At 56.7% G+C, this 16,255-nt stretch carries 16 protein-coding genes; 6 read left to right on the plus strand and 10 right to left on the minus strand.

Features of this window, described 5'->3' with window-relative positions; genetic code table 11:
- Nucleotides 1-27 precede the first annotated feature (27 nt).
- Both HB664_RS03970 and HB664_RS03975 read right to left on the minus strand, forming a co-directional pair.
- Nucleotides 28-942 (minus strand): hypothetical protein, encoded by a 915-nt coding sequence (locus HB664_RS03970; RefSeq protein ID WP_069303478.1) that lies wholly within the window; start codon nucleotides 940-942, stop codon nucleotides 28-30.
- 15 nt (nucleotides 943-957) lie between these two features.
- Complete coding sequence (locus HB664_RS03975; RefSeq protein ID WP_094935085.1) at nucleotides 958-2,163, minus strand: glycosyltransferase; 1,206 nt, start codon at nucleotides 2,161-2,163, stop codon at nucleotides 958-960.
- A 205-nt stretch (nucleotides 2,164-2,368) separates the two neighbouring features.
- On the opposite strand from HB664_RS03975, the gene HB664_RS03980 reads away from it, so the two are divergent.
- Nucleotides 2,369-3,169, plus strand: coding sequence for a glycosyltransferase family 2 protein (locus tag HB664_RS03980; RefSeq protein ID WP_039261118.1), 801 nt, complete (start codon nucleotides 2,369-2,371; stop codon nucleotides 3,167-3,169).
- Nucleotides 3,170-3,172: 3 nt separating this feature from the next.
- On the opposite strand, the gene HB664_RS03985 is transcribed toward HB664_RS03980, so the two are convergent.
- From HB664_RS03985 to gpmM, 3 genes are read right to left on the minus strand one after another with little or no spacing between them, the layout of a single operon-like run.
- The gene (locus HB664_RS03985) at nucleotides 3,173-4,105 is read right to left on the minus strand and encodes a divergent polysaccharide deacetylase family protein (RefSeq protein ID WP_094935086.1); all 933 of its coding nucleotides are present in this window, start codon (nucleotides 4,103-4,105) and stop codon (nucleotides 3,173-3,175) included.
- Nucleotides 4,106-4,108: 3 nt separating this feature from the next.
- A complete protein-coding gene (gene envC / locus HB664_RS03990) occupies nucleotides 4,109-5,368 on the minus strand; it encodes a murein hydrolase activator EnvC (protein WP_258235889.1) in 1,260 nt (419 codons plus the stop codon).
- A 33-nt stretch (nucleotides 5,369-5,401) separates the two neighbouring features.
- Nucleotides 5,402-6,946: a 2,3-bisphosphoglycerate-independent phosphoglycerate mutase gene (gene gpmM, locus HB664_RS03995; RefSeq protein WP_219940388.1), complete on the minus strand. Its 1,545-nt coding sequence runs from the start codon at nucleotides 6,944-6,946 to the stop codon at nucleotides 5,402-5,404.
- 247 nt (nucleotides 6,947-7,193) lie between these two features.
- On the opposite strand from gpmM, the gene HB664_RS04000 reads away from it, so the two are divergent.
- From HB664_RS04000 to cysE, 5 genes are all read left to right on the plus strand, one after another.
- Entirely contained in the window at nucleotides 7,194-7,625 is a 432-nt protein-coding gene (locus tag HB664_RS04000; protein WP_023309913.1) for a rhodanese-like domain-containing protein, read from the plus strand.
- Nucleotides 7,626-7,636: 11 nt separating this feature from the next.
- Nucleotides 7,637-7,888 (plus strand): glutaredoxin 3, encoded by a 252-nt coding sequence (grxC, locus tag HB664_RS04005; RefSeq protein WP_023309914.1) that lies wholly within the window; start codon nucleotides 7,637-7,639, stop codon nucleotides 7,886-7,888.
- 32 nt (nucleotides 7,889-7,920) lie between these two features.
- Nucleotides 7,921-8,388 (plus strand): protein-export chaperone SecB, encoded by a 468-nt coding sequence (gene secB, locus HB664_RS04010; protein ID WP_003860835.1) that lies wholly within the window; start codon nucleotides 7,921-7,923, stop codon nucleotides 8,386-8,388.
- Nucleotides 8,388-9,407 carry an NAD(P)H-dependent glycerol-3-phosphate dehydrogenase gene (gpsA, locus tag HB664_RS04015; RefSeq protein ID WP_023309915.1) on the plus strand — a complete coding sequence of 340 codons (1,020 nt, stop codon included), beginning with the start codon at nucleotides 8,388-8,390 and terminating at the stop codon, nucleotides 9,405-9,407. The genes secB and gpsA overlap by 1 nt, the downstream gene beginning before the upstream one ends.
- Before the next feature lie 74 nt (nucleotides 9,408-9,481).
- Nucleotides 9,482-10,303 carry a serine O-acetyltransferase gene (gene cysE, locus HB664_RS04020; protein WP_008502718.1) on the plus strand — a complete coding sequence of 274 codons (822 nt, stop codon included), beginning with the start codon at nucleotides 9,482-9,484 and terminating at the stop codon, nucleotides 10,301-10,303.
- A 32-nt stretch (nucleotides 10,304-10,335) separates the two neighbouring features.
- On the opposite strand, the gene trmL is transcribed toward cysE, so the two are convergent.
- The 5 genes from trmL to lldP form a co-directional block, all read right to left on the minus strand.
- Nucleotides 10,336-10,806 carry a tRNA (uridine(34)/cytosine(34)/5-carboxymethylaminomethyluridine(34)-2'-O)-methyltransferase TrmL gene (trmL, locus tag HB664_RS04025; RefSeq protein ID WP_032643735.1) on the minus strand — a complete coding sequence of 157 codons (471 nt, stop codon included), beginning with the start codon at nucleotides 10,804-10,806 and terminating at the stop codon, nucleotides 10,336-10,338.
- Between the two features lie 45 nt (nucleotides 10,807-10,851).
- Entirely contained in the window at nucleotides 10,852-12,192 is a 1,341-nt protein-coding gene (locus HB664_RS04030) for an aromatic acid/H+ symport family MFS transporter (RefSeq protein ID WP_143346362.1), read from the minus strand.
- Between the two features lie 181 nt (nucleotides 12,193-12,373).
- On the minus strand, nucleotides 12,374-13,561 hold the full coding sequence (gene lldD / locus HB664_RS04035; RefSeq protein ID WP_210867572.1) for an FMN-dependent L-lactate dehydrogenase LldD: 1,188 nt from the start codon (nucleotides 13,559-13,561) through the stop codon (nucleotides 12,374-12,376).
- Nucleotides 13,558-14,331, minus strand: coding sequence for a transcriptional regulator LldR (gene lldR, locus HB664_RS04040; RefSeq protein WP_023294814.1), 774 nt, complete (start codon nucleotides 14,329-14,331; stop codon nucleotides 13,558-13,560). The genes lldD and lldR overlap by 4 nt, the downstream gene beginning before the upstream one ends.
- Nucleotides 14,328-15,983 carry an L-lactate permease gene (gene lldP / locus HB664_RS04045; protein ID WP_032650757.1) on the minus strand — a complete coding sequence of 552 codons (1,656 nt, stop codon included), beginning with the start codon at nucleotides 15,981-15,983 and terminating at the stop codon, nucleotides 14,328-14,330. The genes lldR and lldP overlap by 4 nt, the downstream gene beginning before the upstream one ends.
- Between the last annotated feature and the right edge of the window lie 272 nt (nucleotides 15,984-16,255).

A 16,255-nucleotide genomic window follows, 5' to 3' on the forward strand; every position in this document is an offset into this window, starting at 1 on the left:
TCAAAAAGGGGCCTCAGGCCCCTTATTTTATTGCTTCTTTTTCTCTTCGTCCGTCAGGTAACGCACCTTGCGGGTGTAGTCCTGACCTTTGAACAGCAGTTTGTTATCCGGCGATTCAAGGTACTTCTGCCATTCAGAGAGAGGGAAGCCGCCGTGCGCGCCAATCACCTCTTTCGGTACAACGGCTTCCTGACCGCCGATTTTCTTCGAGACCGGCCAGTTCATCCAGTCACCCAGGTTAACCGTTTTTAAATCCAGCATGTCCAGCAGCGCGGCGAGCGGCAGCTGATCGGTCGGCGGCTGCGTGTCGTCCATCAGCTCCCAGGTATCCTGGAACAGCGTCAGCCATAGCGGACAGATACGGCGCCAGGTTTTTTTGGTTGCCGCAAGAAACGCGCCGTTAACGTGATCGACCAGATACGGGCGCACCGTCTCCTTGTAATACGCCGGCACTTTTTCCTCTGGCGCACCGTCCAGCTTTGCAATCATTTTGCCCTGACGGAAGCTGGAGTAAATGTGCATATCGGCCATGTTGATCTCGGGCATCTTGAGCAGGTTGAGATCGGAATCGATCATCAATACCCCTTCACCGCGAGCCTGCAGCGGGGCGTTAAGCTTCACCAGACGGCTGAGGTAGATCTGCTTATAGCGGTAGCTTTCCTCACGAACGGGAAGATTTAGCGTCACTACGCGGGTTTTAGGCGGCAGTACCCCAAAGGCGGATTCAGGCTGGTCGCTGACGATGACGATTTCGCTTACCCCGGTGGCATAACGTTCCGCGAAGGTGGCAGAGAGTAATGCTTCTTCGACGAAATCTGCACCGGTACACGGAATCACAATAGAATCCACCGCAGCAAGCGCGCCCGTCACGGGCAGAGAGCTGTAAGGAATGTTGTGTCGCCCGGTGATATGACGATAGCGAGCATTAAGAAATTTAAACATAGTTATCTCGTTTGGTTAGTGCGCGCCAAGCACGGCTTCGACACCGCTGACATAGTTTTCGATGGCATAGGTATGACAGACGTTCTGGTATGCAGCCGCAGCCAGCCGAGCCCGCAGGTCAGCATCTGCCCAGATATTGTCCAGGTGCTGTGCAAGCTGTGAAACATCGCTCCAGGGGAAGAGCAGCCCTGTCGAATCATGATCAATCAATTCCGCCGTGCCGGTCACCTGAGAGCCAATAACGGGGATATTGAGAAGCATCGCTTCCAGCACCACGCGCGGCAGCCCTTCGCTTTTTGAGGCCAGAATAAAGGCGTCAAACGTAGCGAGGTAATTAAATGGGGTATTCTGAAAACCGGTGAAGATGACGTGGTTTTCAATTCCCAGCGTTCGGGCCTGTTCCGCTAAAGCGCGGCGTTCGGCACCTTCGCCGACCAGCACCATTTTCCATTTCGCCTCGGGATGCTTCTGGCTGAACTGTGCCAGCGCCTCCAGCGTGTGGTGGTTGGCTTTGCGAGGGATTAACGACCCGATACTGCCGAACACAAACGTGTCGTCATCAATATTCAGGCGCTGGCGCATTGCGCGTCGGTCAGGTAAAGGCTGGTGGATGTCGATGGCATTATTGACCGTCGTACACAGTTCGGGCCGGACGCCATGCTGAAGCAACACGCGTTCAACGCCGTGCGAGACGGCGATGATTTTTGTGGCATGGGCATTAACCAGCTTTACCAGCGGCGGGGTCAAAACGGGCTCAATGCGGCAGTGCTGGATCAACCGCGCCTGCAGGTTCGCCGCCGCCAGATAGCCTTCCTCGTTTGAGCCCGGCTGGTTATTCATATAGAGCGTATCGAAACCGCCCTGCGTGAAAAGTGTTTCGATTTTGCTGACGTTAGGCCTGATGCGCCACATGATATCCACGTGACGCGTCAATGCCTTGCGGGCGCTGCGTGAGAAAAACAGCAGGCTACGTCCCGCTTCCTTCAACAATTTGGCCCAGACCGGCTGCGGACGTTGAGGGATCACGATGAGCGGGATGCCGATGCCGTTGAGCACCTGGCCAATTGTCTCACCTTCAGCACGACTATAATCACTGTAAAAACAACAGGTAATATCGAATTTATCGCGATTGATTCGCTTCAGGAGCTCAAGCATACTGTTGGTGCCTCCCCCCCATTCTTTACCCGTATCCAGGAGGAGAATTTTACTTTTGTGCGGCATGTCTGAATCCGTGTGCTACCCTTCATCTGACTGCATTATAAAGAATCTGTTGAAATAAAATAGATTTTTCTATTTTATTGCTCTTGAGAATTAGACAAAATTTCAAGCGTGCTTATTTGAAAAGTGTGATTCAGGACTTTAATCGTCTCTACTCATTTATATAGTATTAATAATATTAATTTAGGCTGCTATTGAGAGTGGGAAAATGTTTAAAATAACGGTCTGCTTATTAACGTTTAATTCTGAAAGATTATTGCACGATGTTATCCCGCCTCTTTTGAAAATAGCGGATGAAATTGTCGTGGTCGATTCTGGCAGTACGGACAAAACACGATATATTTGTGAAAGTTTTGGACTGCTACCTGTCTATAAAAAATTTAGCTGGCATGGCGAGCAGATGAACCATGCCATATCCTTAGCCAGCAATGACTGGGTCCTGTGCATCGACAGCGACGAAATTCTTGACCAGGAAACGGTTAATGCCGTTTTAACGTTAAAAGCAGGCGATGAGCCAGACCCCGGAATGGCATGGCGAATATGTCGCCACTGGTTTGTTCTGGGTGAAGAAGTCCGGACGATTTATCCAGTTTCATCCCCTGATTATCCTGTGCGTCTTTTTAATCGTAAACAGTCCCGGTTTAATAACCGACCGGTAGACGATCAGGTCGAAGGTTTTCTCCGTTGTGAACGTATTCCGGGCTATGTAAAACATGATACGTTTCCTACGCTGCATGAGCTTTTTAACAAATTAAATTGTTATACAACCCGCCTGGTTCAACATCAAAAAATACGGCCCTCTATAGGGCGCGGCGTAATCAGCGCCATCGGGGCTTTTTTCAAATGGTATCTGTTTAGCGGCGCCTGGCGTAAGGGCAAAGTGGGGGTGGCGACGGGACTGTATGCCACAGCCTATAGCTTTTTGAAGTATTTCAAATCCTGGTATCAGCATCAGGAAAAAAAAGAGTCCGTTGCTAACGAGCAGACGGACTCTCAGATTGCGAAATAAGCGTCAGGCTTTCTTACCCCATCCCTGCCACTGCTGCTGGACGTATTTCACCAGGGTACTGTTACTGATGCTGTCTCCGATGACGGAGAAGAAGCGGGTCGCATAGACCGGTTCAAGCGGTTGCTTCGGTACACAGCGCTTCACGCCGCGGAACGGATTACGCGGCGCTGTCGGGACGGGCTGCGCAGAATTTGGTGTAGAGGTATCTACCTGCGGCTCGTTCAGCAGATCGCTCGGACGCACCAGCGTGATATCGGCAGGCAAGGTCGGCAGCATCTGCTGCAGGACGCGAACGGTAGACGGGTGCGGGTGACCGATGGCGATGGCTGAGCCATTGCGGCGGGCCAGCTGTACCGCGCGATTAAACTGCATGCGGATATCGGCTTCGTTCTGGGTATCATCCAGGAACACCTTGCGCTTAATCACCTTTACGCCGGTTCCCTGAGCGGCACGCATCGCCTGGCTGTTGCCGATGGTCATGCTGTCGAGGAAGTAGAGATTGTAACGCTCCAGCGCCTGCATCACTTTGAGCATCCCGTACAGGCTTGATGTCATCGCGCTGCCCATATGGTTGTTCAGCCCTACGGCATACGGCACTTTGTTGTAGGCGTCACGGATGATGCGCTCAATCTCCTCGCTGCTCATGTCCGGGCGCAGGGTGTCTTTTTCCAGCGGCTGCTTGCTGAGCGGGGCCATCGGCAGGTGGATCAGCACCTGATGACCGCTGTTATGGGCTTTGGTCGCCATCTCACGCGCGTGGGGCGCATTTGGAAGGACGGCGACAGAGATGGCCGACGGCATCGCCAGCACCTGATTTTCATAGTGTGGACGATAACCGAAGTCATCAATCACGATAGCGAGTTTACCTGCGTATACTGGTGCAGCCAGCGCCAGCACGCTGACGACGGAGAAAACCATTCGACGAAATTGAAGCAAAACTTATCTTCCCAACCACGGCTGTGGATTGACCGCCTGACCCTGGCGACGAATTTCGAAATAGAGTGACGGGCGGCCCTGACCGCCACTGCTGCCCACGAGGGCGATGGGTTGGCCTGCGCGCACCTGCGTGCCGACGCTGACCAGCGCGCTCTGGTTGTAGCCGTAAAGGCTCATGTCACCTTTACCGTGTTCGACCACCACCACCAGTCCGTAACCCTGCAGCCAGTCGGCCAGAATCACGCGGCCATCGGCAATGGCTTTTACTTCGCTACCTTCAGACGCACCGATAACTATCCCTTTCCAACGTAGCTCACCCTGCAGCTGTTCGCCATAGCGATGCAGAATTGAACCGCGAACGGGCCAGAAAGCCTGACCGCGAGGAGAGCCCAAACCGCCGGTACGCGACATCAGGGAACGTTCGCTCTCGCTTGGCTTGTAGGTAGTGCCTTTGCGGGACGCTTCCTGCTGCTTATCGCGAACGGCCTGCGCCTCGCGAGCCTCTTTTTCGGCGCGCGCTTTCGCCGCCGCTTCCGCACGGGCGATGCTGTTACGCAGTTTTGATTCGTTGGCGCGCAATTCGCTGAGCTGGCTCTGACCTTCCTGAATGGAGGATTCAAGGCCGGAAAGGGTTTTCTTACGCTCGTTGCGCGCCTGCTCAAGCTTCGCCTGCTGGGCCTGCTGATCGTAAAGCAGCGTCTGCTGCTGGCTCTGCTTCTCTTCCAGCTCGGCTTTTTGCGTGGAGACCTCTTCGCGCGTCTGCTTCAGCTGCGCGATCGTCTCCTGACGCGCCTGGTTGAGATAGCCAAAGTAGGCCTGCAGGCGCTGGCCGCGCTGGCTCTCTTCGCCGCTGAGGATCAGCTGGAGTCCGGTATGTTCACCCTGGCGGAATGCGGCATCAAGCTGTGCGGCAAGATTGCGCTCCTGCGCGTCACGCTGGCGCTCGAGTTTGGCAATCGACGCGTTCATCTCGTCGATCTGTTTATTCAACTGGGCGAGGGTGTTTTGTGTTTCACGGAGTTTACGCGTGGCGGCGGAGATCGCCTCTTCCTGCTGCTTGAGTTGGGCGAGCAGGGCGGAGCGTTGCTGCTGCTGCTGGCGTACCGCACGCTCTTTGGCGGCGATATCGGCCTGAATGGATTTCAGCTGGTCGCGGTCATCCGCGTGGGCGGATGCGGCGCACAGCAATACGCCAGCGCTGAGTGCGCTGGCGTAAAACAGAGGTCTGACTGATAACCTAAGCGGCTTCACGACCCATGTGATTGAAAAAATCGCCTTTCCCCTCATGGGGAGCGATTATTCCACGATGAACAGCGGCTTACCAGTCATCTCTTCAGGGATCGGCATACCCATCAGCGACAGCATGGTTGGCGCGATGTCAGAAAGCTTGCCGCCTTCCACTGCTTTCAGTGATTTATCACCCACATAAATCAGCGGAACAGGCAGGTTGGTATGGGCCGTGTGCGCCTGGCCGGTCGCCGGGTCGCGCATCTGTTCAGCGTTACCGTGGTCAGCTGTGATCAGCAGCTGGCCGCCAACGGATTCAACCGCTTTCGCTACCTGCTCAACGCAGTGGTCCAGCGCTTCAACCGCTTTCACTGCCGCTTCCATCACCCCGGTATGCCCAACCATGTCGCCGTTCGGGTAGTTACAGATGATGGTGTCGTACTTACCGCTCTTGATGGCCGCAACCAGTTTTTCCGTCAATTCGGCAGAGCTCATTTCTGGCTGCAGATCGTAGGTAGCGACTTTCGGAGAGTTGATCAGAATGCGGTCTTCGCCTTTGAACGGCTCTTCAACGCCGCCGTTAAAGAAGAAGGTCACGTGCGCGTATTTTTCAGTTTCGGAAATACGCAGCTGCGTTTTGTCGTTCTTCGCCATCCACTCGCCAAAGGTATTTGCCAGAGATGCTGGCGGATACGCGCAAGGCGCTTTGATGTCTGCGGCGTATTCGGTCAGCTGGATGAAATCGAGGTTTACCACTTTCTTACGGGCAAAACCGTCGAAGTCGCTGTTGACGAACGCACGGGTGATTTCACGCGCGCGGTCAGCGCGGAAGTTCATGAAGATCAGCGCGTCGCCATCTTCCATGGCGGCGTCGGCCTGGCCTTGAGCACGAATCACGGACGCTTTCACGAATTCGTCGTTTTCATCACGCGCATAGGCCGCTTCCAGCGCTTCAACGGCGGTCGCGAACTGGAACTCGCCTTTTGCCAGGGTCATCAGGTCATAGGCCTGTTCAACGCGATCCCAGCGGTTGTCGCGGTCCATAGCGTAGTAACGGCCAATGATGGACGCTACGCGGCCTTTGCCCAGCGCGGCGAATTTCTCTTCGAAGGCTTGCAGAGAGCCTTTTGCGCTACGTGGTGGCGTATCGCGACCGTCCAGGAAGGCGTGCAGATAGATTTTTTCCGCACCGCGCTCGGCGGCCAGTTCAACCATCGCCATGATGTGATCTTCGTGGCTGTGAACGCCGCCAGCAGAGAGCAGGCCCATGATGTGTACGGCCTTGCCAGCGGCAACGGCTTTATCGACCGCGCCAGACAGCGTTGGGTTGGAGAAGAAGGTGCGTTCTTTAATTTCAACGTCCAGACGCGTCAGATCCTGATACACAATACGCCCGGCGCCCAGGTTTACGTGACCGACTTCGGAGTTGCCCATCTGGCGGTCCGGCAGACCCACTTCCAGGCCAGACGCGTCAATCAGCGTATGCGGACGTTTCGCCCACAGGGCATCCATGACCGGAGTTTTGGCGTTGAAAATAGCGTTATCCTGGCTATCTTCACGGTAGCCATAGCCATCCAGAATCACCAGTACCATAGGTTTTTTAGAAACCGACATTGCGACAACCTCATGCTCAAGAGTCAAAATTTGCGTAATTTTACTACAGCTGAATCGATCAAATAGCCGCAGAAGATCAAAGAAAGCGCAGGGGCAAGATGTTCACCAGACCATTTTGAGGCATTTTTTTAGGTGGCATGCCGCAGAAAATGGATTAGGTTATGGTCGCTGGCTGTATTTGCCAGAACGCACAGGTATACTCCTGTCCTGGTTTTTTTTATCAATTAGTCGGGAGTAGTTACCCTCCATGCAAGAAATTATGCAATTCGTTAGCCGCCATCCGGTTCTGAGCATCGCGTGGATTGGCCTGCTGGCTGCTGTGCTGTTCACCACATTTAAGAGCCTGACGTCTAAAATTAAGGTTATCACCCGTGGTGAAGCGACGCGTCTGATCAACAAAGAAGATGCCGTCGTGGTCGATCTGCGTCAGCGTGACGATTTCCGCAAAGGTCACATTGCGGGCGCAATCAACCTGCTGCCAGCTGAAATCAAAGCGAACAACGTTGGTGAGCTTGAGAAACACAAAGCCCAGCCGATTATCGTTGTCGATGCGACCGGCATGCAGGCACAGGAATCTGCCAGCGCGCTTCATAAAGCAGGCTTCGAAAACGTAACGGTGCTGAAAGAAGGTATTTCCGGCTGGAGCGGGGAAAATCTTCCTTTGGTACGCGGTAAATAAGGAGTTCAGTCATGGCCAATATTGAGATCTATACCAAAGCGACGTGCCCGTTCTGTCATCGTGCGAAAGCGCTGCTGAACAGCAAAGGCGTCACGTTCCAGGAACTGCCGATCGACGGTGACGCGATTAAACGCGAAGAGATGATCAAACGTAGTGGTCGCACGACGGTTCCGCAGATTTTTATTGATGCGCAGCACATTGGCGGCTGTGATGACTTGTATGCGCTCGACGCCCGTGGTGGACTCGATCCGCTGCTGAGCTAAGAGACTTTAGGACAATTAAAAAGGGTATTTCCATGTCAGAACAAAATAACACCGAGATGACTTTCCAGATCCAGCGTATCTACACCAAGGACGTCTCTTTCGAAGCGCCAAATGCGCCACATGTTTTCCAGAAAGATTGGCAGCCAGAGGTTAAACTTGATCTGGATACCGCATCTACCCAACTGGCAGATGACGTGTATGAAGTCGTGCTGCGTGTGACCGTTACCGCATCTCTGGGTGAAGAAACTGCATTCCTGTGTGAAGTTCAGCAGGGCGGCATCTTCTCTATCGGCGGTATCGAAGGCAACCAGATGGCGCATTGCCTGGGTGCGTACTGCCCGAACATTCTGTTCCCGTATGCGCGTGAATGCATCACCAGCCTGGTTTCTCGCGGTACATTCCCGCAACTGAACCTTGCGCCAGTTAACTTTGATGCGCTGTTCATGAACTATCTGCAGCAGCAAGCTGGCGAAGGTGCTGAACAACATCAGGATGCCTGATGAGCACTGTTAATGCGTCAATGACTGTGATCGGTGCCGGCTCATACGGCACCGCTCTTGCCATCACGCTGGCAAGAAATGGTCACGAAGTGGTTCTCTGGGGCCACGATCCAAAACATATCGCAACGCTGCAACGCGACCGTTGTAACGTGGCGTTTCTTCCGGACGTTCCGTTCCCTGACTCCCTGCACCTTGAAAGCGACCTTGCGACCGCGCTGGCGGCAAGCCGCAACATTCTGATTGTGGTCCCGAGCCATGTATTTGGCGACGTGCTCCGTCAGATTAAGCCGCTGATGCGCCCGGATGCGCGCATTGTCTGGGCGACAAAAGGACTGGAAGCCGAAACCGGACGCCTGCTGCAGGACGTTGCCCGTGAAGCGCTGGGTGATGAGATCCCGCTGGCGGTCATCTCCGGCCCGACCTTTGCCAAAGAGCTGGCCGCTGGCCTGCCGACGGCGATTTCGCTGGCCTCCACCGATCAGGCCTTCTCCGACGATCTTCAACAGCTGCTGCACTGCGGCAAGAGCTTCCGCGTCTACAGCAACCCCGATTTTATCGGCGTGCAGCTGGGCGGTGCGGTGAAGAACGTGATTGCGATTGGTGCCGGGATGTCAGACGGCATTGGTTTTGGTGCCAATGCGCGTACGGCGCTGATCACCCGAGGACTGACCGAAATGTCCCGCCTGGGCGAAGCGCTGGGTGCCGATCCGGCCACCTTTATGGGAATGGCTGGCCTGGGCGACCTGGTGCTGACCTGTACCGACAACCAGTCTCGTAACCGCCGCTTTGGCATGATGCTCGGACAGGGCAGCGATGTTAAAGGCGCGCAGGAGAAGATTGGTCAGGTGGTTGAAGGCTACCGCAATACCAAAGAAGTCCGCGAGTTGGCGCACCGTTTCGGTGTCGAAATGCCAATAACCGAGGAAATTTATCAGGTATTGTATTGCGGAAAAAATGCGCGCGAGGCAGCATTGACCTTATTAGGTCGTGCGCGCAAGGACGAGCGCAGCAGTAACTAGTCGGAACCGTTGTCACCTGAATGACCCAGCCAGCGCAGAACTGGCTGGTCATTAACTATCGTCTGGAGTAAGCAATGCCGTGTGAAGAACTGGATATCGTCTGGAACAATATTAAAGCCGAAGCCCGGGCGCTGGCCGACTGCGAGCCTATGCTGGCCAGTTTCTACCACGCGACGCTACTCAAGCACGAAAATCTCGGCAGCGCGCTGAGCTATATGCTCGCCAACAAGCTGGCTTCCTCGATCATGCCAGCTATCGCCATTCGTGAAGTGGTGGAAGAGGCGTACGCCGCAGACCCGGAAATGATCGCCTCTGCCGCCTGCGATATCCAGGCCGTGCGCACGCGTGACCCCGCGGTCGATAAATATTCTACGCCGCTGCTGTACCTGAAAGGCTTCCACGCCCTGCAGGCTTACCGCATCGGCCACTGGCTGTGGAATGAAGGCCGCCGCGCGCTGGCGATCTTCCTGCAAAACCAGGTTTCCGTGACGTTCCAGGTCGATATTCACCCGGCTGCGAAAATTGGCCGCGGGATCATGCTCGACCACGCCACCGGGATTGTCGTCGGGGAAACGGCGGTCATTGAAGATGACGTCTCGATCCTGCAGTCGGTTACCCTGGGCGGTACCGGTAAAACCAGCGGCGATCGCCATCCGAAAATCCGTGAAGGGGTGATGATTGGCGCGGGTGCCAAAATCCTCGGCAATATTGAAGTCGGGCGCGGCGCGAAGATCGGCGCAGGCTCCGTGGTGCTCCAGCCCGTGCCGCCGCATACCACCGCCGCTGGCGTACCGGCGCGCATCGTCGGTAAACCAGACAGCGATAAGCCTTCCATGGACATGGATCAGCACTTCAACGGCATTCACCATACGTTCGAGTATGGTGACGGCATCTGAGATTTTGCCCGGTGGCGCTGCGCTTACCGGGCCTACCTTAATATGGCGCCCGGATACCCCAGCTGGCGCCATGCTTCATACACCACCACCGACACCGCGTTCGACAGGTTCATGCTGCGGCTGTCCGGCATCATCGGAATACGGATTTTCTGCTCGGCGGGCAGGGCATCCAGGATCGTGGCCGGCAGGCCGCGGGTTTCCGGGCCAAACATCAGATAGTCACCTGCCTGATAGCTCACGGCGCTATGCGCTGGCGTGCCTTTGGTGGTCAGGGCGAACATGCGCTGCGGCTTTTCGGCTTCCAGAAACGCGGCGTAATCGTGATGGCGAACGACGGCGGTAAATTCATGATAATCCAGCCCTGCGCGACGCAGACGTTTGTCGTCCCACGTAAAGCCCATCGGCTCAATGATATGCAGACGAAAACCAGTGTTGGCACACAGGCGGATAATATTGCCGGTATTTGGCGGAATTTCTGGTTCGAATAAAACGATGTTAAGCATGCTGCCCCCTTAATTGCGGGGGCAGAATAGCAGAAAAGAGAGGAACTACGCGACGCCGGGTTCCTGCGAGCGGCTGTACAGCATTTTGTAGACGGTTGCCGCAGCGGCCACCAGAGCGGGCACGCTGAGGATCATTAAAATACTGTCTGCCTGCCACTGCATAGCGAGAAGCTGGGCGCTGGTCATGGTTCCCGCCACGCCGCCAAAGCGGCCGATCCCCTGCATCCAGGCGATGCCCGTCGCGCGGCACTCGGTAGGATAAAAGGTGGCGGCCAGGGTTTGCATGCCCGATTGCGCGCCGTTCATCGCGATCCCCATCAGGAAAATCAGCCCGCCAAACAGAGCGATATGGTTATGCTCAATTCCCAGTAAAAGAATAAGGCCCATTGTCAGCACGAAACCACACGCGACCACTTTATGCGCTTCCCAGCGGTCCATCATCCAGCCCGCGAGCAGAATGCCTGCGGTGCCGCCGAAGGTGAACAGCGAGGTGAGCCAGGCGGATTCCGCCAGAGCATAGCCCATCCCCTGCATCAGCGTTGGCATCCAGCTAAGCAGGACGTAGTAAATCACCAGCCCCATAAAATAGGTTACCCACAGCATCAGGGTGCCGGGCAGCCAGGGCATAGAAAACAGCTGCGACACGCTCCCTTTTTTAGAGGCGACTTTCTCCTCCGCCAGGAAAAAGCCCGTGACGCTATCCAGCGTGCTGCGGGCGAACCGGCTGGCGATGCGGCGGACCTGCATGACGTCTTTCCCGCGCTGCACCAGAAACTTCACGGACTCCGGTAAAAACAGCCCCAGCAGCAGCGTTAAAATCAGCGGCGCAATCGCCCCGGTCAGCAGCACGCTTCGCCAGCCGTGATGGGGGATAAGCCAGGAAGAGATCGCGCCGCCGCCCGCCGCACCCAGAGGGAAGCCGCAGTACATGGTATTAATCGCCATGGCGCGACAGCGCTGGGGGGCAAACTCCGAGATCAGCGTGATGGCGTTAGGCATTGCGGCACCGAGGCCCAGGCCCGTCAGAAAGCGCCACAGCGTGAGCGTATTCAGACTTTGCGCCCAGGCCGTCCCCAGGCTCGCAAGGCCGAAGAACAGGCACGAAAAGACCAGCACGCGCTTGCGACCCATCCGGTCCGATACCGGACCAGCAATCAGCGCGCCCAGCGATAGCCCCAGCAGCGCCGCGCTCAGCACCGGCCCCAGATCCTGTTTGTGTATCCCCCATTCTGCCGACAGCGTAGGCGCGATGTAACCCATCGCCGCCGTATCAAAACCATCGATCGCCAGAACCAGAAAGCCCAGCACAATGAGCAGCCAGTGAAACCCTGAAAAGGAACTCTCATCAATCACCTGCTGAATATCCACCTTACCTGAATACGCCATACGCTCCACTCCAATCTGATGTTGTTTTTGTGTTCTTGTATTTGCTTGTCTATACAATTGCGGACGGCAGGGGGATGTCAAATTTTCTTATCCAATATGTTATCTGGATGTTATTTTTGGCGTAAAAAAGCGCCCGAGGGGAAAATCGGGCGCGTGAGAAAGGGGGATTAACCGGAGAAGGTCAGGCCGCGTTTCCCTGAGCAAGTGGCGCCAGCGCCGCCGGTAATTTATTTAACTCCCGCACCAGAGAATCTCTGCTGATTTCACCGATCGTTTTCGCTCCTGTCAGCGTCATAGCCACCTTCATCTCTTTTTCGATCAGGTTGAGCAGATTCTCCACCCCTGCCTGGCCCGCCGTCGCCAGCGCATACAGATACGCGCGCCCCAGCAGCACGCTGTCGGCGCCCAACGCAATCATTCGCACCACGTCCAGCCCGTTGCGGATGCCGCTGTCGGCCAGGATCGCAATATCGCCTTTCACCGCATCGGCGATGGCCGGCAGGGCGCGTGCGGAAGAGAGCACACCGTCAAGCTGGCGTCCGCCGTGGTTAGATACCACAATCCCGTCTGCGCCAAAGCGTACCGCGTCGCGGGCATCTTCCGGATCGAGGATCCCTTTGATCACCATCGGGCCGTCCCAGAACTCGCGGATCCACTCCAGGTCTTTCCACGAGATCGACGGATCGAAGTTGTTCGCCAGCCAGCCGATGTAATCTTCCAGCCCGGTCGGTTTACCGAGGTATGCCGAGATATTCCCGAGATCGTGCGGACGACCGTTCAGGCCGACATCCCACGCCCACTGTGGGTGGGTCACGGCCTGCCAGTAACGACGGAGCGCAGCATTCGGGCCGCTCATGCCGGAGTGGGCATCACGATAGCGCGCGCCGGGCGTTGGCATATCGACGGTAAAGACCAGCGTGGAGCAGCCCGCCGCTTTGGCTCGCTCGAGCGCGTTGCGCATAAACCCGCGATCGCGCAGGACGTACAGCTGGAACCACATTGGGCGCTTGATGGTCGGTGCTACCTCTTCAATCGGGCAGACGGACACGGTGGAAAGCGTAAACGGAATGCCTTTGGCATCCGCCGCAGCGGCGGCCTGCACTTCGCCACGGCGGGCATACATGCCGCATAAGCCTACAGGCGCGAGCGCCACGGGCATGGAGAGCGTTTCGTTGAACAGCTTCGTCTCAAGGCTCAGGTCAGACATATTCTTCAGCACGCGCTGGCGCAGAGCCACCTCCGACAGATCTTCCACGTTGCGGCGCAGGGTGTATTCGGCATACGCCCCACCGTCGATATAGTGGAACAGGAACGGGGGCAAAATGCGCTGCGCCGCGGCGCGATAGTCACTGGCTGCTGAAATAATCATGCTTTGTTCTCCCTGGAAATATCACTGTCGCCAGGCAGACGGGTAATACGCGCCTGTCGGGCCTGGTCTTCATCGAATCGTTTAATGGTGGTGTGCACGAAACCGAGATGCGCCATCATCGCTTTGCGTGCGGCCTCGGCATCACCGGCCAGAATGGCGTTGAGCACCGCCTCGTGTTGTTCGGTCAGCTGGGCAAACACCGGCGGAACCAGATACATGCGCTGGCGGCTCTGCTTCACGGAGGATTGCAGCAGGTCGAAGAACCCGCGCATGGTCTGAAGCAGCACCACGTTGTGCGACGCCTCGGCAATCGCCAGGTGAAAACGGACGTCCGCCTGGGAGGCGATGTCCGGGTCGCTGCTTTGCGTGGCCTCAAAGCAGGCGATGAGTTTCTCTTTGTCGGCGTCGGTTGCCCGCATGGCCGCGTGCCAGGCGGTACTGGTTTCGATGGCGTGACGCGCTTCAAGGATGTCGAAGCTGTAGTCCGGGTCGTTCTCCATCAGCGTTTTCAGGGGCTGCACGATGTTTTGCTCGGACCAGTCGTCATGCTGCCAGCGCACAAAGGTGCCGCCGCCGCGACGGCTCACCAGCACCCCTTCGCTGACCAGCGTCGCCAGCGCCTCGCGCAGTGAATTGCGCGACACGCCAAGCTGGGCGGCAAGCTGGCGTTCGGCGGGCAACTTCATGCCCGCTTCAAGCTGTTGTTCTTCAATCAGCGCCCGCACGCGAGAGGCAATCTCGTCGGACAGGCGCCTGGGCATCACTATCATGGGATCATCCAGGTTAAGACATAGGCCTGCAGGGTGGTGATCACCCCGACCATACAGGTGAATATCAGGCTGTGTTTCACGGTAAAGCGGAACAGATCCGACTCTTTACCGACCAGTCCCACCGCCGCACAGGCAATGGCGATGGATTGTGGAGAGATCATTTTCCCGGTCACGCCGCCGGTGGTGTTCGCGGCCACCAGCAGGACGTCCGACACGCCAATCTGCTGGGCCGCCGTTGCCTGCAGCGCGGCAAACAGGGCGTTAGACGAGGTATCGGAACCGGTCAGGAATACCCCCAGCCAGCCGAGGAACGGCGAGAAGAAGGTGAAGGCGTGGCTGGTATGGGCCAGCGCCAGCGCCAGCGTCGATGACAGGCCGGAGTAGTTCGAGATAAACGCGAACGCCAGCACCATGCCGATGGAGTAAATCGGCAGCATCAGCTCTTTAATGGTCGCGGCAAAGGTCTGCACCGCGGCCGCAGGCTTCATGCGCAGCCACACTACGGAAAGGATCGCGGCAAACAGGATGGCGGTACCGGTGGCGGAGAACCAGTCGAATTTATAGACCGCGGCATACGGCGTAGCGGCGTGCACCACCGGCGGCATACGGGCGACCATCTTGTCGAGGAACGGTACGGAGATGTTAATCACCATGTCGTACAGCGCGCCGCCCGGGGCGAACAGGGCTTTAAAAGGCGGGATGCTCCACAGGGTCACCGTTGCGGTCAGGAACAGGAACGGCGACCAGGCGCGGATCACCTGTCCTGCCGTATAGCCCGTACGGGCCAGGGTTTGATCAACCTGCGAGGCGCCCATGTCGGCGAAGCGGAAAATACGCACCGGCTGCCAGCGCTTCAGGAACAGCGTCAGACAGACCAGCGACACCAGCGAAGAGATGATGTCCGGCAGCTCCGGGCCGAGGAAGTTCGAGCTGAGGTATTGAGCGATAGCGAACGAACCGCCCGCCACCATCACCGCAGGCCAGGTCTCCTTCACGCCGCGCCAGCCGTCCATAATCGCCATGATCCAGAACAGGACGATAATGGTCAGGAAGGGCAGCTGGCGGCCAACCATCTGGCCGATCTCGAAGCTGTCCAGCCCGGTGACCTGTCCGGCCACCAGAATCGGAATACCCATCGCGCCAAATGCAACCGGCGCGGTGTTCACAATCAGGCACAGGCCCGCGGCATAGAGCGGGTTAAAGCCCAGCCCGACCAGCAGCGCGGCGGTGATCGCCACCGGTGCGCCAAAGCCTGCCGCGCCTTCAAGAAATGCCCCGAAGGAGAAGCCGACAATCAGCATCTGCAGGCGCTGGTCCGGCGTGATGGAAAGAATCGACGAGCGGATTATGTCGAACTGCCCGGTTTTCACCGAGATTTTATAGACAAACACCGCCGCGATGATGATCCACGCAATTGGCCACAGGCCGTAGAAGAAACCGTAGACGACGGAGGCCAGCGCGCGATCGACCGGCATTTTATAGAAGAACAGCGCCACCATCAGAGCGATGGCAACGGTATACGTCGCGGCGAGGTAGCCCTTCAGCTTGAGCTTAATCAGCGCAAAGAAGAAGAACAGGATCGGAAGCGATGCGATCAGGCTCGACAGCCAGATATTTCCGGCCGGGTCGTAGTTTTGTTGCCAGAGGCTCATGCAGGTCTCCTGGGGACCAGACAGCCTGCGCTGCGGGTGAGTCTCCGCTCAACTCTGCGTCACAGGTTGTGTAAAAGTGGTCCTGCCAATGTTGTGTTGTAGGGTTAATGACAATGAATGGTTAACCAAATGTTATGGTCAGGCAATGAGTTTGTGAGCGGAAATAATGGAATTGTGAACCGGGGAAGAAAGAAAAGGGGGATTGGTTGGGCCAATTTGAAGCAGGGTGGGGCCTGATGCCCTCACCCCGGCCCTCTCCCACAGGGAGAGAG

This window comes from Enterobacter sp. DNB-S2, from assembly GCF_019443845.1.
In the GTDB taxonomy this organism is placed as follows: domain Bacteria; phylum Pseudomonadota; class Gammaproteobacteria; order Enterobacterales; family Enterobacteriaceae; genus Enterobacter; species Enterobacter asburiae_B.